This window comes from Salipiger thiooxidans (assembly GCF_900102075.1).
GTDB lineage: Bacteria > Pseudomonadota > Alphaproteobacteria > Rhodobacterales > Rhodobacteraceae > Salipiger > Salipiger thiooxidans.
In genome coordinates this window covers 1-22329 of record NZ_FNAV01000011.1, presented here as the reverse complement: position 1 = coordinate 22329, position 22329 = coordinate 1, and the positions used below count along the sequence as shown (strand labels likewise).

25 protein-coding genes are annotated in these 22329 nt (G+C 66.9%); 8 read left to right on the top strand and 17 right to left on the bottom strand.

All coding sequences use genetic code 11. The features are described from left to right. Positions 1–66: 66 nt before the first annotated feature. Both BLQ77_RS16850 and BLQ77_RS16845 read right to left on the bottom strand, forming a co-directional pair. Complete coding sequence (locus BLQ77_RS16850; RefSeq protein WP_008883887.1) at positions 67–501, bottom strand: CBS domain-containing protein; 435 nt, start codon at positions 499–501, stop codon at positions 67–69. Between the two features lie 62 nt (positions 502–563). Next, on the bottom strand, positions 564–1460 hold the full coding sequence (locus BLQ77_RS16845; RefSeq protein WP_089961338.1) for a LysR family transcriptional regulator: 897 nt from the start codon (positions 1458–1460) through the stop codon (positions 564–566). 107 nt (positions 1461–1567) lie between these two features. On the opposite strand from BLQ77_RS16845, the gene BLQ77_RS16840 reads away from it, so the two are divergent. The 5 genes from BLQ77_RS16840 (at position 1568) to BLQ77_RS16820 (ending at position 6732) form a co-directional block, all read left to right on the top strand. Next, positions 1568–3067: a CoA-acylating methylmalonate-semialdehyde dehydrogenase gene (locus BLQ77_RS16840; protein ID WP_008885829.1), complete on the top strand. Its 1500-nt coding sequence runs from the start codon at positions 1568–1570 to the stop codon at positions 3065–3067. A gap of 330 nt (positions 3068–3397) precedes the next feature. Further along, a complete protein-coding gene (locus BLQ77_RS16835; RefSeq protein WP_008885210.1) occupies positions 3398–3817 on the top strand; it encodes a hypothetical protein in 420 nt (139 codons plus the stop codon). A 157-nt stretch (positions 3818–3974) separates the two neighbouring features. Beyond that, a complete protein-coding gene (locus BLQ77_RS16830; RefSeq protein ID WP_131822029.1) occupies positions 3975–4343 on the top strand; it encodes a hypothetical protein in 369 nt (122 codons plus the stop codon). A 63-nt stretch (positions 4344–4406) separates the two neighbouring features. Then, complete coding sequence (locus tag BLQ77_RS16825; RefSeq protein WP_089961333.1) at positions 4407–5525, top strand: carboxylate-amine ligase; 1119 nt, start codon at positions 4407–4409, stop codon at positions 5523–5525. A 67-nt stretch (positions 5526–5592) separates the two neighbouring features. After that, positions 5593–6732, top strand: coding sequence for a glycosyltransferase (locus BLQ77_RS16820; protein ID WP_089961329.1), 1140 nt, complete (start codon positions 5593–5595; stop codon positions 6730–6732). Positions 6733–6784: 52 nt separating this feature from the next. On the opposite strand, the gene BLQ77_RS16815 is transcribed toward BLQ77_RS16820, so the two are convergent. Genes BLQ77_RS16815 through BLQ77_RS28825 form a run of 8 tightly spaced genes read right to left on the bottom strand, consistent with a single transcriptional unit; the run spans position 6785 to position 12754 of the window. Beyond that, positions 6785–7867, bottom strand: coding sequence for a DUF1513 domain-containing protein (locus BLQ77_RS16815; RefSeq protein ID WP_089961324.1), 1083 nt, complete (start codon positions 7865–7867; stop codon positions 6785–6787). 4 nt (positions 7868–7871) lie between these two features. Continuing rightward, on the bottom strand, positions 7872–8855 hold the full coding sequence (locus BLQ77_RS16810; protein ID WP_089961320.1) for an imelysin family protein: 984 nt from the start codon (positions 8853–8855) through the stop codon (positions 7872–7874). Continuing rightward, entirely contained in the window at positions 8856–10418 is a 1563-nt protein-coding gene (locus BLQ77_RS16805; RefSeq protein ID WP_242661753.1) for a di-heme oxidoreductase family protein, read from the bottom strand. Next, positions 10378–10863 carry a bacterioferritin gene (bfr, locus tag BLQ77_RS16800; protein ID WP_008886199.1) on the bottom strand — a complete coding sequence of 162 codons (486 nt, stop codon included), beginning with the start codon at positions 10861–10863 and terminating at the stop codon, positions 10378–10380. The genes BLQ77_RS16805 and bfr overlap by 41 nt, the downstream gene beginning before the upstream one ends. Next, a complete protein-coding gene (locus tag BLQ77_RS16795; RefSeq protein WP_089961315.1) occupies positions 10847–11107 on the bottom strand; it encodes a (2Fe-2S)-binding protein in 261 nt (86 codons plus the stop codon). Before BLQ77_RS16795 ends, bfr begins: the two co-directional genes overlap by 17 nt. Positions 11108–11118: 11 nt before the next feature. Continuing rightward, positions 11119–12396 (bottom strand): imelysin family protein, encoded by a 1278-nt coding sequence (locus BLQ77_RS16790; protein WP_089961312.1) that lies wholly within the window; start codon positions 12394–12396, stop codon positions 11119–11121. A 50-nt stretch (positions 12397–12446) separates the two neighbouring features. Then, positions 12447–12608, bottom strand: a complete 162-nt coding sequence (hemP, locus tag BLQ77_RS16785; RefSeq protein ID WP_008884592.1) for a hemin uptake protein HemP — start codon at positions 12606–12608, stop codon at positions 12447–12449. Next, positions 12605–12754: a hypothetical protein gene (locus BLQ77_RS28825; RefSeq protein ID WP_008885086.1), complete on the bottom strand. Its 150-nt coding sequence runs from the start codon at positions 12752–12754 to the stop codon at positions 12605–12607. The genes hemP and BLQ77_RS28825 overlap by 4 nt, the downstream gene beginning before the upstream one ends. Positions 12755–13263: 509 nt before the next feature. On the opposite strand from BLQ77_RS28825, the gene BLQ77_RS16780 reads away from it, so the two are divergent. Then, positions 13264–13947: a PRC-barrel domain-containing protein gene (locus tag BLQ77_RS16780; RefSeq protein WP_008885990.1), complete on the top strand. Its 684-nt coding sequence runs from the start codon at positions 13264–13266 to the stop codon at positions 13945–13947. Positions 13948–13966: 19 nt separating this feature from the next. Here the strand turns inward: BLQ77_RS16780 and BLQ77_RS16775 are convergent, their stop codons facing one another. Genes BLQ77_RS16775 through BLQ77_RS28820 form a run of 5 tightly spaced genes read right to left on the bottom strand, consistent with a single transcriptional unit; the run spans position 13967 to position 18205 of the window. Continuing rightward, positions 13967–14701 (bottom strand): gamma-glutamyl-gamma-aminobutyrate hydrolase family protein, encoded by a 735-nt coding sequence (locus tag BLQ77_RS16775; RefSeq protein WP_089961309.1) that lies wholly within the window; start codon positions 14699–14701, stop codon positions 13967–13969. After that, on the bottom strand, positions 14698–15666 hold the full coding sequence (locus BLQ77_RS16770) for an amidoligase family protein (RefSeq protein WP_089961306.1): 969 nt from the start codon (positions 15664–15666) through the stop codon (positions 14698–14700). Before BLQ77_RS16770 ends, BLQ77_RS16775 begins: the two co-directional genes overlap by 4 nt. Next, entirely contained in the window at positions 15650–17437 is a 1788-nt protein-coding gene (locus BLQ77_RS16765) for a sensor histidine kinase (protein WP_089961303.1), read from the bottom strand. The genes BLQ77_RS16770 and BLQ77_RS16765 overlap by 17 nt, the downstream gene beginning before the upstream one ends. Positions 17438–17489: 52 nt before the next feature. Further along, positions 17490–18044 carry an RNA polymerase sigma factor gene (locus BLQ77_RS16760; RefSeq protein ID WP_008885605.1) on the bottom strand — a complete coding sequence of 185 codons (555 nt, stop codon included), beginning with the start codon at positions 18042–18044 and terminating at the stop codon, positions 17490–17492. Next, on the bottom strand, positions 18041–18205 hold the full coding sequence (locus BLQ77_RS28820) for a NepR family anti-sigma factor (RefSeq protein ID WP_008886145.1): 165 nt from the start codon (positions 18203–18205) through the stop codon (positions 18041–18043). The genes BLQ77_RS16760 and BLQ77_RS28820 overlap by 4 nt, the downstream gene beginning before the upstream one ends. A gap of 114 nt (positions 18206–18319) precedes the next feature. Between BLQ77_RS28820 and BLQ77_RS16755 the strand changes: the two genes are divergently transcribed. Continuing rightward, entirely contained in the window at positions 18320–19120 is an 801-nt protein-coding gene (locus tag BLQ77_RS16755) for a response regulator (protein ID WP_089961300.1), read from the top strand. Positions 19121–19260: 140 nt separating this feature from the next. Here BLQ77_RS16755 and BLQ77_RS16750 read toward each other — a convergent pair whose 3' ends face one another. Both BLQ77_RS16750 and BLQ77_RS16745 read right to left on the bottom strand, forming a co-directional pair. After that, the gene (locus tag BLQ77_RS16750; RefSeq protein WP_040384351.1) at positions 19261–19425 is read right to left on the bottom strand and encodes a DUF1328 domain-containing protein; all 165 of its coding nucleotides are present in this window, start codon (positions 19423–19425) and stop codon (positions 19261–19263) included. A gap of 97 nt (positions 19426–19522) precedes the next feature. Next, the gene (locus BLQ77_RS16745; protein ID WP_008884540.1) at positions 19523–19711 is read right to left on the bottom strand and encodes a PLD nuclease N-terminal domain-containing protein; all 189 of its coding nucleotides are present in this window, start codon (positions 19709–19711) and stop codon (positions 19523–19525) included. 1081 nt (positions 19712–20792) lie between these two features. On the opposite strand from BLQ77_RS16745, the gene acs reads away from it, so the two are divergent. Beyond that, positions 20793–22329 (top strand): acetate--CoA ligase (acs, locus tag BLQ77_RS16740; RefSeq protein ID WP_089961295.1); only part of this gene is annotated, 1537 nt, incomplete at its 3' end.

Here is a 22329-nt window from a genome sequence, read left to right as displayed (position 1 = left end):
AAGTCGGCAATGTCCGCAAGGCGCGGAGAGTGCGCCCGCCTGACCCGAGCCGCGCGCGGGCGCCGCTCAGAATCCCATGATCATACCCTGAAGGGCTTCCTTCTCCATCGAGAGCTCGGAGATCTGCGCCGCGACCACGTCGCCGATCGAGATCATACCGACCATCACGCCGTCCTCGATCACCGGCAGGTGACGGAAACGGCCCTTGGTCATCCGGGCGAGCACCACGTTGCTGTCGTCGTCGCGCGAGCAGGTCTTGAGATCTCTGGTCATCAGCGCATCGACGCGCCAGGCCAGGACGTCGGGGCCGTCGGTGCCGAGAACCCGCACGATGTCGCGCTCGGACAGGATGCCAAGCGGCGTCTGGCCGTCCTCCGAAACCACCACGCCCCCGATCCGGCGCTCGGCCAGGACCTTTGCAGCCGCCGCGACGGTCGCATCCGGGGTCACGGTGACGACGCCGTCGTCCGCCTTGTCCTTGAGAATCTGTTGAACCTGCATACCGCTCTCCTCCAATCGCTCAAATGCACGTGCAGAAAGCGTCCGCCCCATGCGACAATCTGTCAAGTCAGACCTTCGAGTCTCGCAAGCTCGCGCCGGATTCCCCGTGCCAGTGCCTCGGCAAAGGTGTTGAGCCTGCCGACGCGGCGGTCATCGGCGTGGCGCACAAGGTAGAAACTGCGGATCAGCTCGACCTTCGCCGGCAGGATCCGGGTCAGCCCAGAGGCTGCGGGCAGCGCGAAATCATGCACGATTCCGACGCCCGCGCCCTGCCGCAGCCAGTGGAACTGCACCGAGACCGAATTCGAGGCCAGCCCAACCCGGTCGAGCCCGAGATCGGCGAGGTAGTCGAGTTCCTTGTCGAAGATCATGTCGGGGATGTATCCGACAATGCGGTGCCCCTTCAGGTCGGCGCGGCTGCGGATCGGCGGGTGCCGCTCGAGGTAGTCCTCGGAGGCGGCGAGGTGCAGCTTGTAGTCGGCGAGCTTCTGCACGACCAGCCGCCCGGCGGTGGGCGCCGAGACCCCGATCGCCAGGTCCGCCTCGCGCCGCGACAGGTTCACGATGCGCGGCAGGGCGACGATCTGGATCTCGAGATCCGGATTCTGCGCCCCGATCTCGGCGCAGACCTGCGGCAGCAGGAAGTTGGCGCAGCCGTCCGGCGCGCCGATGCGGATCTGCCCCGACATGCCCTCGCCCGCGCCACGCACCGCCTGCGCGCCCAGCCCCAGCGCCTGCTCTGCCTCCTCGGCGTGGCGCAGCAGCCGCGTGCCCGCCTCGGTCAGCGCGTAGCCCTGCGGGCTCTTGGCAAACAGCGTCTGGCCGAGCGTCTCCTCGAGCCGCGCCACCCGGCGACCCACCGTGGCCGGGTCCATCCGCAGCACCCGTCCAGCCGAAGACAGACTGTCGCCACGCCCCACGGCAAGGAAGATCCGCATGTCGTCCCAGTTCTCGCGCATCCCGTCACCTTTGCAATATTGCAAAACCCTTTTGCCCGATTACCTCTATCGCCTGCATTTCCGCAAGACTAAGGTGGCGCCAAATCCGAATGACAGGAGGAGCGATCATGAAAGAACTGACGCATTTCATCAACGGCGAGCACGTGAAGGGCACCTCGGGCCGCTTCACCGAAGTCTTCAACCCCGCCACGGGCGAAGCCATCGCCAAGGTGCCGCTCGCGACGCTCGAAGAGCTGAACGACGCCGTGGCCAAGGCGGCCGAGGCACAGATTGGCTGGGCCAAGACCAACCCGCAGCGTCGCGCCCGCGTGATGATGAAGTTCGGTGCCCTGATCAACGAGCACATGGACGAGCTGGCAGAACTGGTCAGCCTCGAGCACGGCAAGACCCTGCCCGACGCCAAGGGCGACGTGCAGCGCGGCCTCGAGTTCGTCGAGGTCTGCATGGGCGCGCCGGCGATGCTCAAGGGCGAGTTCATGGACAACGGCGGCCCGGGCATCGACCTCTACTCCATGCGCCAGCCGCTCGGCGTGGTTGCGGGCATCACGCCCTTCAACTTCCCCGCCATGATCCCGCTGTGGAAGATGGCCGGCGCCCTGGCCTGCGGCAACGCGATGATCCTCAAGCCCTCCGAGCGCGTGCCTTCGACCGCGCTGCGTCTCGCCGAGCTGCTGATCGAAGCGGGCCTGCCCGCGGGCGTCCTGCAGGTGGTCAACGGTGACAAGGACGTCGTCGACGGCATCCTCGACCACGAGGACATCCCGGCGGTGGCCTTCGTGGGGTCCACCCCGATCGCCCAGTACATCTACGGCCGTGCCTGCTCGAACGGCAAGCGCGCCCAGTGCTTCGGCGGCGCCAAGAACCACATGATCATCATGCCCGACGCGGACATCGACAAGGCCGCCGACGCGCTGGTCGGTGCCGGCTTCGGCGCTGCAGGCGAACGCTGCATGGCGATCTCGGTCGCGGTTCCGGTCGGTCAGAAGACCGCTGACGCGCTGATCGAGAAACTGGTTCCCCGCATCGAAGCGCTCAAGGTCGGCCCCTACACCGGCGGCAATGACGTGGACTACGGCCCGGTCATCACCCAGGCGTCCAAGGATCGCATCAACGGGCTCATCGCCTCGGGTGTGGAACAGGGCGCGAACCTTGTGGTCGACGGCCGCGACTTCGAGCTGCAGGGCTACGAGGACGGCTTCTTCGTGGGCCCGTCGATGTTCGACAACGTCACCAAGGACATGGACATCTACAAGGAAGAGATCTTCGGCCCGGTCCTGTGCCAGGTGCGCACCGAGTCCTACGACGAGGCGCTCGACCTGATCATGAAGAACGACTACGGCAACGGCACGTCGATCTTCACCGCCGACGGCGACACCGCGCGCGACTTCGCGCACCGTGTGAACGTGGGCATGGTCGGCATCAACTTCCCGATCCCGGTGCCGCTGAGCTACTTCACCTTCGGCGGCTGGAAGAAGTCCGGCTTCGGCGACCTCAACCAGTACGGCCCCGACGCCTTCCGCTTCTACACCAAGACCAAGACCGTCACGGCGCGCTGGTTCTCGGGCATCAAGGAAGGCGGCGAGTTCAACTTCAAGGCCATGGACTGATCCACGGCCTGACCTGAACGACGCTTCGACGCCCCGGAATCGCAAGGTTCCGGGGCGTTTTCCTTTCGGGCAAGGGGACGGCACGCAACGCCGAAACCGGCATGCAGAGGCGATGCCCGCTTTCCGGGGCGCGAGACGAACACCGTGTCCGGAACACTTCGTCCCGTCGCGGGTTTACCTAGCGTAAGGCCTGAGACGGCGCGATACGCGACCCCGAACACATTGCATTGTATGATACTTTAGACAGTCTCGGGCACCGATCCGGGCCACGCGACCACGGGGGACATTGGCGCGCCGGATCCGGGCAACGCAATTTGAGTCGAGTTCTTCATGTCTGTCACATTCCAGATCCTGCCGGGGCACGGCATCGTCTATGTCCGCTACGAAGGCTTTTCGCGTCTCGATGACACCATGCGCGCTTTCGACGATTACGCGCGGCACCCGCAGAGCCACCCCGGCCAGAAACACCTCGTCGACCTCTCGAACGTCACCGGCATCGAGTCCGATTTCGTCGGTCTGATGAAGCTGCAGGCCAAGAAAGCCGACATCTTCCTCGGCACCGGCGAGCAGACCCTGATCGTCTACTACGCGCCTTCGAAGCTCTCCTACGAGATGGCGAAATTCATCGTCCGCTCATGGGAGGGCATCGGCGCCGTGGTGTCGCTTGTGCAGCAATGCGAGGAACAGGCGCTCACGCTGCTGGGCCTTCCCCATCAGAGCTTCGCCGAGTTGCTCGCGGACACCGACTGACGGGCCCAGAGCCGCCGGATGGCCTCTGGAAAGAGGTGTCATCATACCTTCCGCTTGACGGTCGCGACCGCAATTCTCAGCCCTGAGTTCATTCACCCATGGATCGCCTGTAGATTTCCATTGCCGGCAATCGGCATGTCTTTTGTGTTCGCGCATCGTGCCTGTCCGACCCAGGTATCTTGAGAAGCGCAACCTCGCCTGCCTCGAGCTTTCCGGCGACATAACCCCTGCGGACGACCTCTCGTCCCTCGGGACGGGCAGCGCCCCGCCGCGGCTGCGCAGCGACACGATGGTGCTCATCGATCTGGCGGGTACCCGCAGAGTCGTCGCGGGGGTAGCCGAAACCGTGGCCGCTGTCGCCATGCACGCGCCGCTCGACCTCGGCTTCCGCGCCACGCGCATGTTCGACCAGACGGCGAACGCCCGTCCCAGGGACATCGCCGTCCGCCGCACCGAGGCCGCGGTGCTGGCCCACCTGCGCCAGCCCGGGACCAGCCTCCGCACCGTCCTCTTCACTGCGGTCTGAGCGCGGCCCTTGCCCGAAGCCCCGCGCTCTGCTTTGCTCGGACCGGGAACGGGGGAGAAGACGATGGACGCACCGGCCTTCAGCCTTGGCATCGAAGAGGAATACCTGCTCGTCGACCGCGACACGCTGGCGCTGACAGAGGCGCCGAAGGCGCTGCTCGCCGCCTGTTTCGCAGAGCTCGAGGATCAGGTCAGCCCGGAATACCTGCAGTGCCAGATCGAGATCGGCACCCGCCCCTGTCCCGACATCGCCACCGCCCGCGACGACCTCCGCCGCCTGCGCGAAGCGGTGTCGCGCCATGCCGCGGATTTCAACCTCACGCCCATCTCCGCCTCGTGCCACCCGCTGGCGCATTGGCGCCAGCAGCACCACACCGACAAGGAGCGCTACAACGACCTGCGCCGCGATCTCGGCGGCGTGGTGCAGCGCATGCTGATCTGCGGCATGCACGTGCACGTGGGCACCGAGGACGACCAGCTGCGCGCCGACCTGATGCGGCAGGCCGGCTATTTCCTGCCCCACCTGCTGGCGCTCTCGACCTCGTCGCCGTTCTGGCAGGGCATCGACACGGGGCTCGCGAGCTACCGGATCTCGGTCTTCGACAACCTGCCCCGCACCGGACTGCCGCCGCATTTCTCCAACTGGCAGGATTACGAGCGCTCGGTGCAGGCGCTGGTGGATCTCGGCGTGATCGAGGACAGCAGCAAGATCTGGTGGGACCTGCGCCCCTCGTCGCGCTTTCCCACGCTCGAGACCCGGATCATGGACGTGCAGCCCCGGCTCGAGGACGCGCTGATGCTGGCAGCGCTCACCCAGTGCATCCTGCGCATGCTCTGGCGCATGCGCCGCCGCAATTTGCGCTGGCGGATCTACGAGAACTTCCTCATCGGAGAAAACCGCTGGCGGGCACAACGCTACGGCGTGACCGAGGGGCTGATCGACTTCGGCGCCCAGAAGATCGTGCCCTGCGCGCAGCTCTTCGACGAGCTCATCGCCCTCATCGAGGAGGACGCGCAGGCGCTCGGCTGCCTCGCCGAGATCGAGCGCGCACGGCTGGTGGTGGCCGAGGGCAACAGTTCCTCCCGCCAGCGGGTCGCCGCCGAGACCGGCGGCGGCACCGATGAGGGCCGGATGCGCGCCGTGGTCCAGCACCTGATCGACGAGTTCCACGAGGGGCTCTGACCCCGCCCTTGCGCCCCGTGACCGGGCAAGGCACAAGGGCCCCGTCCCGCCGCGCCCCGGAGGCCCCATGAAGACCTGCATCGCCACGTCCGACTATTTCGTCCAGGGCGAGACCTTCATCAACCGCCACATCGCCCACATCTTCGGCGGCGACACCTGCGTGCTGGCGGGGCGCTTCAACGGCAACGACCCGCTGGGCAAGCCGCTGTTCGAGCGCCGCGCGCCGCTCAGCCTGGCCGACCGCCTGCGCGCGCCTTTCGCCATGGGCTGGAACGCCGCGCTGACCGGCACCGGCCGGTTGCCCTTCGGCGACGCCAAAGCCCGGCTGCGCGACTGGCTGCAGGCGCAGGAGGTCGAGGTCGTGCTTGCGGAATTCGGCACGCAGGCGCTGGTGGTGGCCGGGCTCGCACGCGAGATGGGCCTGCCCTGCTTCAGCTATTTCCGCGGCACCGACGCCAGCTTCGCGCTGCGCAAGAGGCAGACCGTGCGCGCCTACCGGCACATGATGCCGATGCTCGACGGGGTGTTCTCGGTCTCGCAATTCCTGCTGGGCAACCTCGCCGCCCACGGTGTCACCCATGGCAACGCCCATGTGGTGCCCTCGGGTGTCGACATCCGCCGCTTCACCCCTGGCGAGAAGGTGCCGGGCAGCTTCCTTGCCGTCGGGCGCATGGTCGAGAAGAAGGCCCCGCAGGTGACGCTGCGCGCCTTCGCCGAGGCCGCCAGGGGCCGCGAGGCGCATCTCACCTTCATCGGCGACGGGCCGCTGCTCGAGCCCTGCAAGGGCATGGCCGCCGAGCTGGGCGTGGCGGATCAGGTGACCTTCACCGGCGCCCTGCCCCATGACGAGGTGCGCGCGCATCTCACCCGCACCGAGACCTTCCTGCAGCACTCGGTCACCGCGAAGAACGGCAACACCGAGGGCCTGCCCACCGCCATCCAGGAGGCGCTGGCCTGCGGCTGCATCACCCTGTCGACGTGGCACGCCGGCATCCCCGAGGCGGTCGAGGACGGGGTGAACGGGCTTCTGGTCGAGGAATGGGACGAGCGCGGCTTCGCCGAGCGCATCGGCGTGATCCTCGACATGGAGGACCGCAGCGCCATGACCCGTGCCGCCCGCGACACGGCGGTGGCGAAGTTCGACAATGCCGTGCTTCTGGAGAAGGTCGAGCAGGTGATCCGCGACACCGTGGCCGCGCGCCGCTAGGCCCGGACGTGCCGGCACGGCCCGCGCAGGGCGCCTGCGCGAGGCGGACGCGTTACGTCCGCGCCGCCGCGATCGGCACGAGGTGGTTGTCCCACGACGCCTCGGCCAGTGCCAGCGGCCTGGCGCCCTCGGGCCCGATCAGCAGCACCCCGCCCAGCCCGTCGCTGGCCATGTAGCCGCCCGCGTGCGGCGCCAGCCCGCAGACATCCGCCCGCGAGATCGCGCCGAGAAACTCTCCGCTGTCCGAGAAGCGGTGGATGCGGCCGCCGCGCGGCGAAGTGATGGCGATCTCGCTGCCGTCGCCCGAGAAGGCGACCGAGCCCGCGTAGCCGTCCATCGCCAGCTCGTCGCTCAGCGGCGCCTCGCAGATCACCAGCTCCTCGCCCATGCGGTGCAGCGCCAGAAGCGGCGGCGCGTAGCTTTCCTCGCCCTCCCACTGCATCGCGAAACCCACCAGCCCGTCTGGGCGCAGCGCGAGGTGGCGGATCGAGTTCTGGTAGAAATCAGGCAGGTCGCGCAGTTCCAGCAGCGTCCCGTCCAGCGTCGTGTAGACGAGGTTCGGCCGCATCGTGTCGGTGTTGAGCTTCGCGCGGTCCCACTTGTCGGTCTGGATGCCGCCGTTGGCGATCACCAGCGTCTCGTGGTCGGGCATCACCCGCAGGTCATGCGGGCCAACCCCGTGGCTCGCGAATTCTCCGATGCGCGAATAGTTGGCCTCGGTGTCCCAGATGCCGATGAAGCCCTCGCTGTCCTCGACCCTCTGCTCGACGGTGTAGAGCAGCTTGCCGTCCGGCGAGAAGGTGCCGTGGCCGTTGAACTGGCGGTCCGCGGGCGGCGTCAGCCGGTGCAGCACCTCGCCGTCACGGCAGTCGATGACCAGCGCGTAGGTGCCGGGCCGGCGGGCGAAACCAACGGCCTCCGCCCGGGTCGGGTGGGCGCTGGCGGCGTGGCCGCGGGCGGGCAGCGGGACGCTGAAGGCGGTGGAGCCGTCTTCGCGCAGCCCGGCCAGCATGTAGCTGCCATCGGGCAGCTTCGCGGCGGCGAGATAGGTCGGATCGCCCACCGCCGCCCAGCCCACGGCCGGGGTCGCGGAGGCGGCGAGGAGGCTTGCCAGGAAGGCGCGGCGGGTGGTCATAGGATCAGTCTCCGTCCTGCGAGTTGAAGCCCGCGGTCAGGCCCAGCGGCACGCCGAGCTCCTGTTCGATGTAGCCGCTCAGGGCGCGCACATTCTGCTGCACGATCTCGACGCGCAGCCGCGCCGACGGGTCCTCGATGTCCTGCAGCGACGGGTCCGAAACCTTCTCGGCCGCGTCCCTGAGGCGCTGCATCGCGGCCTCGGTCTGTGGCATCTCGCCGTCCGAGAGCGCCATCGCCATTTCCTCGGCGGCCTCGGCGTAGAGCAACACGTTGCGCAGCGACCGCCCGGACCGCCATGCCTCGGCCCGGGTCGGGCGCGGCCGTTCGAAGGTGCCAAGCGGGCGGCCGAGACGGCTGTCGGCGGTGAACTCGAGGCTCGAGAGCACCTGCGTGTAAAGCGCAGTCATCGCCTCCTGCTCGGAGAGGAAGGCCGAGTTGCCCTCGGCGCCCGCCGAGCGCAGCACCGCCGAGTAGCCGTCGCGCCAGCCCGCCTCAAGCGCCTGCGCCTGCGAGGCGAGATCGGCGGTCGCGGTCTGCACCAGCGTGCAGGCATAGCTGCCGGGGGCATAGTCGTCGAAATCCGCGTCGTAGAGCATCTGCTCGAGCGCGAAGAGCCCGCGCGCGGCGATCGAGACATCGGCAAAGGCTGTGGGATCGGTGCCGACCTCTTCCTCGGACGAGATCAGCCGGCGCAGCGTCTTGGGCGTGAAGCCCCGCGCGTCGGGCCAGAACGACACCGAGAGCGCGCCGGTCTCGGACGGGCCCATGCGGACGTCGCCGATCTCGGTCCAGGCGTCGAAGGCAGCGTTCCAGGGCGCGCGCAGCGCGTCGGGCGAACAGTCCGCCTCTGCGGTCACCGCAAGCGCGTCGGCGGCGGTGGAGAAGCCCGCGAAGCCGGGCAGGATGTGATCGGTCAGCGCCTCTTCGATGCCGGCCATCGCGGGGCTGGCGGCAAGACAAGCACAAAGCATGAGGGAATATCGCATTCAGAGACTTTCCAGGTAGCGGATCAGCGCGGCACGGTCGGGGGGCGGCATGTCGACCACCGCATCGCGGTGGGGCTCGGCCTCGCCGCCGTGCCAGAGAACGGCTTCGAGAAGCGACCGCGCGCGGCCATCGTGCAGGAACGTGGTATGCCCCGACACCTGTCCGGTCAAGCCGATGCCCCAGAGCGGCGGGGTCTTCCACTCGCGGCCCGTGGCGCGGCCCTCGGGGCGGTGATCGGCAAGCCCCTCGCCCATGTCGTGCAGCAGCAGGTCGGAATAGGGCCAGATCAGCTGAAAGCTCTGCTCGGGCTGGTCCTCGAGCCGGGCGGTGACGAATTTCGGCGTGTGGCAGGCCGGGCAGCCGGTGTCGTAGAACACCTGCTTGCCGCGCAGCACCTCCGGGTCGCCGGGGTCGCGGCGGGCAGGCACACCGAGGTTCTCGGTGTAGTAGACCACCGCGTCGAAGGCCTCGGCGCTGATCTCGACGCCGTTCGCATCGCCGCCGTGGGGCGCGTCGCGGCAGGTGGTCTGCGCCGCGGTGCAATCGCCCCAGAGCGCGGTCTGCAGCGGCGTGGCAATGCCGATGTCGCCCGAGAAGGCGGCGGCGCTCTGGTCGCGCACCGTGGCCTCGCCGCCCTTCCAGCCGAAGCGGCCCAGCATCGGGGCGTCGTGACCGGCGGACCAGACCAGCGCGGGCCGGCCCGAGATGCCGTCGCCGTCGAGGTCGTCGGGGTCGGCGCCGGCAAGGATGTCGGCCGCGGGGATCGCCTCGAGCAGGCCGAGGCCGATCATCTGCGGCGCGACGCGCGGGCTCAGCATCGCGTCAGGAGCCAGAGGGCCGTAGCCGAGGGCGGCGGCGGCATAGCTGGGCGCGCGCAGCTGTGCCACCTCGCCACCCGAGAGCGGCACCGCGATTTCGTCATAGGCGATCTCGAGCCGGTATTCGGCGCGCTGGCCGACGGTGGCGAAATCCTGAAGCTGGCCGCCATAGACCGGGTCCGGCGCGGTGGCGATCCAGCCCTCGATCCGCGGCACGTCAGCGCCGGGATCGGCGGGCACCGAGACCCGCAGGAACATCGACACGGCGGTGTCCCCCGGCCCGTCGGGCGCGTGCCCTCGACCGTCGCGGATGTGGCAGGACTGGCAACTGCGGGCGTTGTAGAGCGGCCCCAGCCCGTCCGAGGCGCGGGTCGAGGACGGCGACGAGGTCCAGAGCTTCTGGAACAGCGCGTCGCCAAGGGTGAACTCCATGCGCCGCGCCTCGGGCAGGTTCCCCGAAGGCTGCGCGAAGGCCTGCGCGTCACGCCGGGCGCGCACGGTGGCGGCGCCGCCGGGCCGGGTCTCGAAAGGCTCGGACGCCGAGAAATCGCGGGTGTGCGCGGTCACCCGGGCTATGCGGGCGCGCTCGTCATCGGTGCGGGGAATGATCCTGAGATGTGGATCGCCGAGCCCCGGCGCTGTGTCCCCGGGCTCGGCGGCAGTGGCCGCGCTGCTCAGCAGCAGCGCGGCGCAGAGTGTGATCTCACTCGGCCTCGTCCATCGGCGAGGCGTTGAGCAGCGCATAGCGTTCCTCTCCAAGTTTGGCGTAGAGGTCGAGCTGGGTCTCGAGGAAGTCGATATGGCCTTCCTCATCGGTCATCAGTTCCTCGAAGAGGTTCTTGGTGACGTAGTCGCCGACGGACTCGCAGTATTCGCGCGCTTCCTTGTAGAGCGTGCGGGCCTCGTGCTCGGCGGCGAGATCGGCCTCGAGGGTCTCCTTCGGAGTCTCGCCGATGCGCAGCGGATCGAGCTTCTGCAGGTTGGGGTGGCCCCCCAGGAAGATGATCCGGGTGATCAGCTTGTCGGCATGGTGCATCTCCTCGATGCTTTCCTCACGGCTCTTCTTCGCCATGTGCCCAAGCCCCCAGTCCTCCTGGAGCCGGTAGTGCAGCCAGTACTGGCTCACCGCGGTCAGTTCCGACCGGAGAGCCTTGTTGAGATATTCGATGACTTTATCGTCGCCCTTCATTGCGCTGGTCCTGTGTTAGTCCACGGCGTCTAAGTCCGCGAAGTTCCATGGGTACTTCGAGATTGTCGTTCGCGCGCATCGTTTGCAAGAAAAACGGCATGCAGCCTCCGCAATCTGCCGATTTTCCAAGAGCATGGTAGATTTTCCCGGGGGTGATGATCGTCTGCTCATCAGACGCCCGCATCCAGTCGATTGCCGCATGAATGTCGCGGTCTGTGATACCCTGGCAATGGCAGACGATCATCGGTGGTCCCCTTACTGGAAGACGGCGTCGGGGTTGTCGAGGCTGTCAGAGCCTTCGAACGCGACGCCGGAGAGGTCGAGCGCGCCGACGATGCGCTCGACGGTGCGGGTCTGGTCGATCAGGCCGTTCACGCCGCCCATGATCAGCTCCTCGCCCTTCTCGTCACCGATGGCCAGCATCTGGTCATAGGCGAAACCGCCCTCGGCTGCCTCCTTGATGGCGCCGAGCGCCGTCATCGTGGTGTCGAGCTTGGTCTTCATCTCGTCGTCGAGCGCCAAATCGGTGGCGGCGACGAGCTCCGACAGCGACGCTCCCTCGACGGTCGAGCCGTCGACGCGGGTGTAGGAGCCCAGGTAGACGTTCTGGATGCCCTTGCCGTCGTAGAAGTGCGAGTTGTGGGTGTTGTCCGAGAAACAGTCGTGCTCTTCCTCGGGGTCGTTGAGCATCAGGCCGAGGCGCATCCGCTCGCCGGCCTGCTCGCCGTAGGAGAGCGAGCCCATGCCGGTGAGCATGGCGGTGATGCCGGCGTTCTCGTCCTCGAGCACCGCGCCGCGGGCCTCGCCGTCCGCGCCCCAGGCGGCGACCATCTCCTCGAGATCCGAAACCAGCAGCGTGGTCGCGGCCTTGAGATAGTCGGCCCGGCGGTCGCAGTTGCCGCCGGTGCAGTCGTCGCCGGTGGCATAGTCGGTGTAGGGACGCTCACCCGCGCCCGGCTCGGTGCCGTTCAGGTCCTGTCCCCAGAGCAGGAACTCGATGGCGTGATAGCCGCGCGCCACGTTGGTCTCGATGCCGTCGGCCTCGTTCAGCGTGTCGGCGATCAGCTCGGGCGTGATCTCGGAGGCATCGACCTCCTGCCCGGCGATGGTCGCCTGCGGGGTGGCGATGATGTTGAGCGCCGCGTACTCGTTCTCGTCGGTCGGTCCCTCGTACTCCTCGGAGACGTAGTCGATGAGCCCCTCGTCCAGCGGCCAGGCGTTCACCTTGCCTTCCCAGTCGTCGACGATCGGGTTGCCGAAGCGGAAGACCTCGGTCTGCTGGTAGGGGTTGCGCGACACCAGCCATGCCTCGCGGGCGGCGGCGAGCGTCTCTTCCGAGGGTTCGGCAATCAGCGCCTCGACGGCCTCCTGCAGCGCCTTCGCGGTCGACAGGCTGTCCTCGTAGCCCGCGAGCGCAATGTCGGCATAGGTCTCGAGCACCGAGGCCTTGTCGGGCGCGCCGGCCGCATCGGTCGCGGAAAAGGCCGGGGCCGCGAGCAGCATCGCAAGTGCGGTGGAAGTGGCAAATTTCATGGTCTGTCCTCGTTGGCGTGTCTTTTTGTCTTGGCTGGCAGACGATGGACTCACTTGGTCAGAATGAGCTTCCCGGCCTTGGTGATCCGCAGGATGTAGATCTGGCCGTCGAGTTCGATCTCGGCGATATTCCCGTTTGCGGTGAGTTCGCGGGCCACGTGGCGCGGCAGGGCGGGCGTCGACGCGTCGGCGCTGAAACGGCTCTCCATCATCGTGCTGCCTCGCGGGCCTCGAGACGATCCAGCAGGGCCTCGACGCTGATCTCGACCGGCCAGAGGCCTCCGAACACCATCGAAACGAGATCCTTGTCGTCGCGACGCGGGCCTTCGGTCACCGCGTGGCTTCTCTCCATAGCCATATGTCAGCCTCCATCATCTTTCCGGGCGGGCGCTGCATGGTGTGGCGCCGGCCGATGGGTGAAAACTGAGCAAAATGATCGGGAAAGTCAACCTGACAAATTCAGTCGCCTTTAAGAACGGCAGAATTTTCCCCGAGCAAGCGGTGGCAGGCCCGGAGATGCGGAAGATGCAGGCAGGAAATCGACATGGCTGGCCGGAGTCGTGCCCTGAATAGGGGGTCGGGGCCGGCGGTTATCCCGCCAACCCCGCCTTGCGGCTTTTGCGCGTCAGTATTGTCCGCCCGGCCTAACGTGAGTCACTGTCACGATCCTTGGCGCTGGTGAGCGCGAAGATAAGGACTGCGACGACCGTGAGTGCGGCCAATCCTGCGATGAAGATATCACTGGGCATGGCGGCCTCCTGTCGATGTTCACGATCTAAACGGGTATGATCAGGTACGGGTTCCGGAACATTCCCGAGAGCTCGGCAGTTTATTGCTCAAATGCCACACATCCTCCGGAGGTTCTCCATGCTCCAAAGCCTTTCCGACATGCTCAGCTGGCGGGTGCGCACCGCCGACAAGACCGCGGCCCTCTCCGACATCCTCTTCGATCCCGACAATCGGCAGATGACCTATCTTTCGCTGCGCCCGGGCGGGGTCTCCGGGCGTCAGGTGCTGGCCTCGGCGTCGCGGCTCGGGAAGACGGACCCGCATGCGCGCGAGGTCGAGCTGCGGATCACGCCGGAAGAACTCGAGACCGCGCCGAGCTGGGGCGGCGACGCCGACGAGCTCTCGGCCCTTCTCACCGCGCTGCCGCCGCTCGTCGTGGGGCCCTTCGGAGCCACCCACGCGCCGCTCGCCATGGCGGCCTTCGCCAGCGAAGGCGGAGAGGACGAGGCCGACATGCCCCCCGATCCGCGCGCCGAAGAGGCGCTCGACCGCTACACCCGCCTGACCCGCTGGCTGGGACGCGAGGTCTTCGCACGCGACGCCGAGCTCGGCACGCTGTCGGACATCCTCGCCGATCCGGTCGAGAACCGGCTGGCCTATTTCATCGTCGACAACGGCAAGTTCTTCGGCCACGAGCAGCGAGCCCTGCCCGTCTCGGCGCTGGCGCACCGCGCCCCGGTGGCCAAGGGCGGACATATCGTGCTCGACGTGACGGCGGCGGAGTTCGAGACCGCCCCGCACCCGGACGCGCTGCCCGCCTAGGGAAGACCCGGCGGGGGCGTCAGCTCCAGAGCGGTTCCTGCTGCGCCTCCGCCTCGGCTTCGGCCGCAACCAGCTGCGGCGTGCTGACCCTGCCCGCCTTGGCCGCGGCGACCAGCGAGCGGAACAGCCGGCGATGGGCACGCCGGTAGATCAGATGCTCTGGATGCCACTGCACCCCCAGCGCGAAGGGATCGGTGACACGCTCGATGGCCTGCACCATGCCGCCGTCGTCGCGCGCAGCCACCCGGAGCCCCTCTCCCAGCACATTTACCGACTGGCTGTGCAGCGCATTCACATAGAGACAGTTTGCCCGCGCCGAACGCGACAGCAGCGTGTCCTCGCCGATCTCGACCCGCTTGCGCGGCAGGATGGTGCGGATATGGCGCGAGTCGTAGACCTCGTAGGCGTCCTGGTGCAGCGTGCCACCCAGGACCACGTTCAGCATCTGCGAGCCCCGGCAGATCCCGAGGATCGGCAGCCGCCGCTCGAAGGCGCCGCGCAGCACGTCCGATTCCATCGTGTCCCGTGCCGGGTCGAGCCGCACCCCAAGCCGCAGCTCGCCGCCGTAGAGCGTGGGCGCGATGTCGTCGCCGCCACCGATCACCACGCCGTCCACCTTGTCGAGATCGACCCTCCGGTATCCGGTCTGCCAGCGCAAAGCCCGCCCACCGGCGAGCCAGACCGCCAGCGCCATCAGCGGAAACACCCGCCAGCCCGAGCGGCGCGAGACGGTGACGCCAATGACCGGCCTCAAAGCCCCGCCTCCTGCAGGATGTGCTTCACCCGCCCCGCCCAGTCGGACCGCAACGTGGTGAGCGAGGCGCGATGGTCCCGCCACGCCGCCTTCAGCCGCGCCATCAGCGCCGGGTTCTCCGAGACCCGCTCGACCAGCACCCAGCGGTTCCATTCCTTCGCGAGCGACCAGCCGGGCTCGTCGATGCGGCAGTCGGGCAGCCGCAGGTGATAGGTCGGCCGGGCCGAGATCTGTTCCATGTCCATCACCCGCGCGACGCGGGAATGGTCGATTTCGGCGAAGATGCAGAGCATGTCGAGCCCGTGGTTCCGCGAGGGCGCGTGCTCGAGATAGGTGTTGATGAGGTTGCGCATGTCGGCGGGCGCGTCCGGCGCTGCCAGCCGGTCGACCAGCGCGCGCGGATAGGGATCGACCCAGGGCAGCAGCCGCCGCGCCAGGTCGATGCCCGCGATGCGGCGCAGGTGATCCTCGATCAGCGCGTAGGCGGTCAGTACCGGCGCGACGTCGGCAAAGTCGAGCGACACCGCCTCGGGATTGAAATGCGTGCCGAAGCCCAGCAGCACCCCGCTCGAGGTGCCGGTGGCACCCGCGTTCCCCAGCGACACCAGCGCCTTGTCGAGCGCCTCGATCTGGCCGACCTCGATGGGGTCGCTCACCACCTCCACGGGGACGACGCTGCGCGCCAGCTCACGGAGCTGCGCGCCAAAGCCGTCGCGGTCGAGCTTCTGCAAGGGGCGGCTGTCGAGGTAGCACTCGAAATCGCCGAGATCGCTGCCGCTCACCACCCAGTGGCCGGGCTCGTCCTCGCTCGCCGCGCCGTTCAGGTCGCGCGCCAGCAGCCGCGCCGCCCGTTCCTCGGTGATCCCCGAGAATTCGATCTCCACACCTACGTGACGCGGCGTGCCGCGGGAGGTCAGCGGACGCGGCAGCGGGGCCGCATCGGGGAGATCAGAAGTCTGGGACATCCGGCACCTTGGTTGGCAGGGTTTCGTCCGGCTCGAAATCCTTGAGCGAGAACGCCACCTGGACGCGGTAGCGATCGCCCTCGCGGCCCTGGATCAGGTCGCCGCCGAGCTGGGTCGCGAAGGCCTGGATCAAGCGCGAACCGAGGCCCTTGGGCTCGATCCGGATCGCCGGATCGACGGTCTCGGGCGTGGCGTCGCTGTTGCTGATTTCGAGCACGGCGCGCCCGTCGCCCTCGTGCTCGAAGCGCACCGAGACATCCGCCTGGTTCTGGCCTGCGGCAGGCGAGGCGTATTTCATCGCGTTGGTCAGCGCCTCGGCGGTCAGCAACGACAGCGGCACCGCCTGGTCGGGCACCGCCTCGACATGGGCAAGCTCGGTCCGCACCCGGACGGGACGGTCGTTGACCTCGGTCATCTGGGTCATCTGCGCCACCAGCTCCTCGAGCAGGACGCCGGAATTGACGTGGCCGAGATCCTCGGTCTGGTAGAGGTTGCGATGGATAGTGGCGAGGCTGCGGATCCGGTCCTGCAGACGGTGCAGCACCAGCCGGGTCTCGGCCTCGCTGGCCTGCCGGATCTGCATGTTCATGATCGAGGAGATGAGCTGGAGGTTGTTCTTAACCCGGTGGTGGACTTCTTTCAGCAGGATGGTCTTCTCGCGCAGCGCGTTCTCCTGCTGCGCCTCATCGCGCAGGATGGCGTCGGCCATGTCGAGGAAGTCATTCTCCATCTCCGCCACCTCGGCCGGGACCGCAAGGTCGGTGTGGTGGTCGGGAATGCGGCGGGTGCGGGCAAAGCTGCGCATCCGGCGGGACAGGCGCTTGATGTGGCGGATCACCAGACGGTTCACCGCGAGGAAGGCCACGATCACCGACGCGGCCCACATCAGGAGCGGCAGCGCCTTTGCGACGCCGCTCACCGTCAGACCCTGCGCCTCGACGTTGTCGTGGCTCCAGATCCCGAGCGCATGCACCATGCCCGGCACCAGCGGGGCCGCGGCGTAGACACGGGTTTCCCCGTCCTTGCTGCGCGCGGCAAAGCTCTGCGAGCGCGCGCCCACGAGGCTTGCGAGATCGAGGTCCGCCGGCAGCATGCCGTCGACCGAGTCGAGCCCCCCGCGCGAGGACAGGATCTCGCCATGCTCGTTGATCGTCACGATGTCCTGGAAGGGTGCCGCCTTCTGGCCGTCGCCCGGTCCCTGGGTGCGTGGCAGAAGTGCCGAAGGCACCGAAAGCAGCACGTGGCCGGCAAGTTCGCCGCCAAGGAAGAAGGGCTCGGCCACCACGATCACCGAGCGGTGGCTCAGCGGCCCGTTGGGGTTCAGCCACGCGGCGGCGCCCGGGTGTTCGACCAGCGATTGGACGCGCGGGAAATTCGCGATGTCGAGCTCGCTCCCCGCCGAGGAACAGGGCATCCGGCCATCGGCCGTCACGAAGGTCGCAAAGGAATAGCCAGGCGAGGCCGCGAGATAGGAGGCGAGCCGCGCCGAGCAGATCTCCGGGTCCGCGCGCACGACGAGCTCCTGACCGACGGTCGCGCCGAGGGCCTGCGCGCCACCCTGGGCGCGCAGAATGGTTTCACGTTCTCCGAGTGCCGCGGCCTCGGTGAGGGCCACGAGAGACAGCTGCGAGCGCAGCCGGGTCTCCTGCTGCAGTTTGGCGGTCTGGAAGTAGGCCACCACGCCGATCGGAACGAGCGCCAGCGTCAGGAACAGGATCATTCGCGCCGCAAGCCCCATGGGCCGCAGTCGCAGGCCGGCCTTGTCGTTCATTATTCCCCGCTCGCTTCCGTCCTGTTTCCCGGCCGCTCCCGGCGTCGCGCAATCAGCGCGCCGCCGGACGTGCTCCGGTCACCACCGCCATCGTGGCCTGGTCCGTCATCTCCAGACCCTCGTGTTCATCGAGGTTCAGGAGCTCGGTCAGCCTTGCACGCGCCCGGTTGACCCGGCTTTTGATCGTGCCCACGGCCACACCGCATGTCTCTGCGGCATCTTCATAGGAGAAGCCCTGCGCGCCGACAAGGATCAGCGCCTCGCGCTGTTCGTCGGTGAGCTTGACGAAGGCACGCCGGAAATCCGCGAGCTGAAGCCGACCGTCGTGGGCCGGCTTCTCGGAGAGGCTTTCGGTGAAGATGCCCTCGGAATCGGACACCTCGCGCCCCGCCTTCCTGCGGTTCGAATAATAGGTGTTGCGCAGTATGGTGAAGAGCCATGCCCGCATGTTGGTCCCGGCCTCGAAGGTCGAGATCTTTGACCACGCCTTGACCAGCGTGTCCTGAACCATGTCATCGGCGACCGCGCCGTTGCGCGTCAACGACAACGCAAAGGCGCGCAGCGCCGGGAGGTGATCGACGAGTTCGTCGCGTGGATCGCCGCTCATTGGGCCTCCCCGCCGGAAGACGGTTCTTCCTGAGAGCGCAACTGCGCGATGAGATCAAGGAAACGGTCCGGCACTTTTTCGTCCAGCATGTCCTGATACACCCGCCGCAGGTTCTCGTCGATGACCTCGGTCTCTTTGTCTTTTCTCCGCGTATGACCCATGTTGTCCTTGCTCTTTTAACTGCCGCGCCCGTGCATTATTTTCCACTCATGCCGGAACCAATGCAGCGATGCAGCGTTTGGTTCCCGAAAAAAATCGAAAAAAGGACGATCGATATGACAAAGGGTGACCTGAGTCAGGCCATCGGAGCAGCGCTTCCCTACCTGCGCCGTTACGCGCGTGCGCTGACCGGAAGTCAGACGACAGGCGACAACTACGCCGCCGCCACACTCGAAGCGATCCTTGCCGACCGCAGCAGCGCCGAAATGGCCAGCTCGCCGAAGGTCGGAATGTTCCGGGTCTTCCACGGCATCTGGGCCACCACCGGCGCCCCCATGGCCGACGAGACCAGCGGTGCACTTGCCAAGGCGCAGGACCGACTGGCCAAGCTGACCGCCAACAGCCGCGAGGCCCTGCTGCTGCACACCATCGAGGAGTTCTCGCTCGACGAGGTCGCCGAGATCATGCAGATCGACCGCTCCGAGGCACAGCAACTGGTGACCCTCGCCCGTCAGGAAATGGCGGATGCGGTGTCCGGTCGCGTGCTCATCATCGAGGACGAGGCGATCATCGCCATGGACCTCGAGAGCATCGTCGCCGATCTCGGGCACCGGGTCACCGGCGTTGCCCGTACCCGCAGCGCCGCGGTCGACCTCGCCGGCAAGGAAACCCCCGATCTCGTGCTCGCGGACATCCAGCTCGCCGACAACTCGTCGGGCATCGACGCGGTGAACGATATCCTGAAGTCGCTGGGCAACCGCCCGGTCATCTTCATCACCGCCTTCCCCGAGCGCCTGCTCACCGGCGAGCGTCCGGAACCGGCCTTCCTGATCTCCAAGCCCTACTCCGAGGATCAGGTCCGCTCGGCGGTCAGCCAGGCGATGTTCTTCTCGTCCACCGAGACACTGAAGGCCTGATCTACCCGTTTTCATCCAGATCGTCTCTGCCAAAGGAAAAGCCGCGGCCCGCAAGGACCGCGGCTTTTTCATGTCTGTCGTGCCGTTCTCTGCGGTGCCGCGGTGCCGATGTCGTGGCACCGCGGCGGAGAACCGTCGGGTCAGGCCTTGCGTACGAGACGCATGATCAGGGTGACCACGAAGAGCACCAGGAAGATGAAGAACAGCACCTGCGCGATGCCTGCGGATGCCGAGGCAATGCCCCCGAAGCCGAAGACGGCGGCCACAACGGCGACGACGAAGAACAGAAGAGCCCAGTACAGCATGACGATTTCCTCCTTGATCAAGCTGTGTTTCAGTAGATATGGAGCGGCTCGCACTCAACTTTAGCACGAAACGCCCGAGTTAGGTAGAGAGGGGGCGTCAGACCGTGGCGCGCGACGAGCGCGGACCGGCGATGAGCCAGATGATGAAGCCGAGAACCGGCAGGATGAGCACGAGAAGGGTCCAGAGCACCTTGGATCCGGTGCTGGCGCCCGAGCTCAGGATCGAGACGATGGCCCAGATGTCGAGAATGAGGACGATAAAGCCCCCGATACCGGCGAATTCCATGACAAAGACTCCTTTGCGTTTTTCCGTTGCGGACGGCACAACCCGGTCGTGCGGCGGCGAGAAGCCTCCGCCGGGGGTCGCTGCCCCGGGGCCGATATGTCCTGATTTTGACGTCTGCGGGCATCGCCTGCCCCCGTTCGTTCTGCCCATTCAACGCCGGGTCTCGGAAAAAGGTTCCAAAGGGGTTGAAATCACGATTTCACCGGCCCCCGGCCGCCGCGCCGCCCGCAAGCTCTTAGAATATAAGAGTTCCCATTTTCCGCCCGCTCGACGAGGGTTGGGACAACGCTGCATCAGCACCCACGGCCACCTCAACCCTCCGGCCGAAGGTCAGGCGCCGCCCAATCTCCCGGGCGGCGCCCTTTTTGTTTCCGGATGGCGTTCGTATTTGCGGACTGGTCCCTGAAGGCCGTTCAGCCCGGTGACGGGTTGAGGCTGTTAAGGTTGAGCATCGCCAGCGATGGAGCTTCGCCGGATGCCTCGGTGCGCGACTGTGCGCGTTCATCCGTTCTGATCAGACCTCAAGGATGGACGGCACCGGCCAGCCCCCCCCAGGGCGCCTCTTCCCGAGAACGCAGACCGTACGGCCAGATCGGGCTGCCTCGTTTGTACACCATCAAACCGGTGGACGCGGATCCGCAAGGGGGGTCTTCGCAGCCCCTGCCCCGAGAGCACGTTCGCTGCGACGCGCCATGGGCCCGCTCCACCCAGAGGAGAAGCGTCAGGAGAACTTTCTCATCACGCCGCATTGCCGCCGACTCACGGTGACGTGAGGTCACGCCCCACGGCATACATCGGCATACCGCATCGTTTTGTCGCACCCGCGCAGGTGGGCGGTACGGACGCGCGGGGCGGGAACCCCTTTACAGGCGGTTAAAGCGAGCCGCTTGAATACATGGAAAATTTCGCCCTGAAGTTGAAGAAATTTACATAAATTCACACGCTAACGAAAATACTTTACACAAAAAACGTGGCTTTACAGATACTTATTTCATTCTTTTCGAACGCAGGTATTATTCTCGCAGGGACAGGAAATGCTGCATCGCGGCACTCGAGGAATTGAGATCTGAGGGAGGATCGCATGAAAGACGACGTTCAAACCACCGCCGCCGGGACCTACCCGCCGTCATCCGACTTTGTCTCCGGCGCGCATGTCGACGCGGAGCGGTACGAGGAGATGTATGCGCGCTCGATTTCGGACCCGGACGGGTTCTGGGCGGAGCAGGCGCAGCGGCTCGACTGGATGGCCCGGCCCACCCGCATCAAGGACACCTGCTTCGATTTCGGCAAGGTCTCGATCAAGTGGTACGAGGACGGCGTGCTCAACGTCGCCTACAACTGCATCGACCGCCACCTGAAGACCCGCGCCAACCAGACCGCGATCATCTTCGAGCCCGACAACCCCGAGGACCCCGCCCGCCACATCACCTATGCCGAGCTCTACGACAAGGTGAACCGCATGGCCAACGTCCTGCTCAGCCAGGGCGTCATGCGCGGCGACCGCGTCGTCATCTACCTGCCGATGATCCCCGAGGCGGCCTACGCCATGCTCGCCTGCGCCCGCATCGGCGCCATCCATTCCATCGTCTTCGCCGGCTTCTCGCCCGACGCGCTTGCCAACCGCATCAACGACTGCGGCGCCAAGATCGTCATCACCGCCGACACCGCGCCCCGCGGCGGCCGCCGCACCGCGCTCAAGTCCAACACCGACGCCGCCCTCCTGCACTGCTCGGACAAGGTCCGCTGCCTCGTGGTCAAGCATACCGGAGACCAGACCACCTGGATCCAGGGCCGGGACGTCGACCTCAACTACCTGATGGAACACGCGGCCCCCGACTGCCCGCCGCGGCCGATGAATGCCGAGGACCCGCTGTTCATCCTGTATACCTCGGGCTCGACCGGCAAGCCCAAGGGGGTTGTGCACGCAAGTGGTGGATATCTGGTTTACGCCGCCATGACCCAGGAGATCACCTTCGACTACCACGAGGGCGACGTCTACTGGTGCACCGCGGACGTGGGCTGGGTCACCGGCCACAGCTACATCGTCTACGGACCCCTCGCCAACGGCGCCACCACGCTGATGTTCGAGGGCGTGCCGACCTGGCCCGACGCCAGCCGCTTCTGGCAGGTCTGCGAGAAGCACAAGGTCAACCAGTTCTACACCGCCCCGACGGCGCTGCGGGCGCTGATGGGCCAGGGTGACGATTTCGTAACCGGTTGCGACCTATCCTCGCTGAAGCTGCTCGGCACCGTGGGCGAACCCATCAACCCGGAGGCGTGGAACTGGTACAACGACAAGATCGGTCAGGGCCGCTGCCCGATCGTGGACACCTGGTGGCAGACCGAAACCGGCGGCCACCTGATGACACCGCTGCCCGGCGCCCATGCCGCCAAGCCCGGCTCGGCGATGAAGCCGTTCTTCGGGGTCAAGCCGGTGGTGCTGGAACCCACCAGCGGCGAGGTGGTCGAGGATCGCCCGACCGAGGGCGTGCTGGCCATCGCCGACAGCTGGCCGGGGCAGATGCGCACGGTCTGGGGTGATCACGAGCGCTTCGAGCAGACCTATTTCCAGCAATACAAGGGCTACTACTTCTCCGGCGACGGCTGCCGGGTGGACG